The organism is Nocardiopsis listeri NBRC 13360, from assembly GCF_001570765.1.
GTDB classification, from domain to species: domain Bacteria; phylum Actinomycetota; class Actinomycetes; order Streptosporangiales; family Streptosporangiaceae; genus Nocardiopsis; species Nocardiopsis listeri.
This window is the reverse complement of sequence record NZ_BCSH01000134.1, coordinates 1-1,269: the sequence shown is the minus strand read 5'-3', so window position 1 is coordinate 1,269 and position 1,269 is coordinate 1. Positions and strand designations below refer to the sequence as shown.

Here is a 1,269-nt window from a genome sequence, read left to right as displayed (position 1 = left end):
TCCTGTTGTCATCGGAGATGAAGGCATCAGGGTCCAGGTCCTCGTCAGCCCGCCGGACGACTCCGGGCGCAGGGCCTTCACAGTCCACTTCGAGGTTGGTGACACCTGGACCCGCCACGCCAGCGGTGTCCTCGGTGACGACGTGAGTGTGCCCGGAGCCGGCGAACTCACTGTCTGGCCCCCCGAAGGAGCGGCCGTCCTACCGACGGACGGGCTCTACGAGCGACTCTCCGCCTCGGGATACGGCTACGGCGAAGCGTTCCGGGGCCTGCGGGCCGCGTGGCGGCGGGGCGACGAGGTGTTCGCCGAGGTCGCCCTGCCCGACGGTGTCGAGCCCCAGGGGTTCGGAATCCACCCCGCCCTGCTCGACGCCGCCCTGCACGTGAACGCGGCCGACGCCGACGGCCAGGGCCAGATGCTCCCGTTCGTGTGGAGCGGGGTGTCCCTGCATGCGGTGGGAGCCACCACACTGCGCGTCAGGGTGACGTCCGCCGAACCCGAGGGCGTCTCGCTGGAGATCGCTGATACCCAGGGCGCTCCTGTCGCGACCGTCGGCGCGCTGGTCTCCAGACCGGTCGACGCCCAGGCGCTCACCTCGCCGAAGGCGGACACCGACTCCCTCTACCGCGTGGAGTGGGCGCCGATCTCCACGTCCGAGGCTCCGGCCACCCACGCGTGGATCGACGAGCTCGCGTCCCTTGTGGACACGGAGGTGCCCCATGTCCTCATGAGTCCGAGCGGAACCGCCCCCGCCACGGTGACCAACGACGTGCTCGCCACGCTTCAGACCTGGCTCGCCGACAACAGGGGAGACTCCTCGGTTCTGGTCCTGGTGACCAGGGGCGCCGTCGCGACCGAAGCGGGCGAGACCGTCACCGACCTGGCGGGCGCGGCGGCCAGAGGACTGGTGCGTTCGGCGCAGGTCGAGCACCCCGGACGGTTCATGCTGCTCGACCTTGACGGAAGCGAGACCGAGGACCTCGTAGCCGGGGCACTCGCGACGGGAGAGCCCGAACTTGCCGTCCGCGGTGGCCAGGTCAGTGCCCCCCGCCTGGCCAGGCCGGCCGATGCCCTGGTGCTCCCCGATGAGCCATGGCGACTGGAGGTGACCGCCTCCGGCACAGTCGACGGGATCAATCCTGTCCCCAACCCCCAGGCCGCGGTTTCTCTGGGCGTGGGTGAGGTGCGTGTCGGTGTTCGCGCCGCGGGAGTGAACTTCCGCGATGTTCTGATCTCGCTCGGGATGTACCCGGGTCAGGCACTTGTGGG

The 1,269-nt window shown here is 70.3% G+C and carries 1 protein-coding gene; it reads left to right on the top strand.

The window, feature by feature from the left end:
* The coding region (locus tag NLI01S_RS24790) for a polyketide synthase dehydratase domain-containing protein (RefSeq protein ID WP_190318592.1) at window positions 1-1,269 on the top strand (1,269 nt) is incomplete at both ends.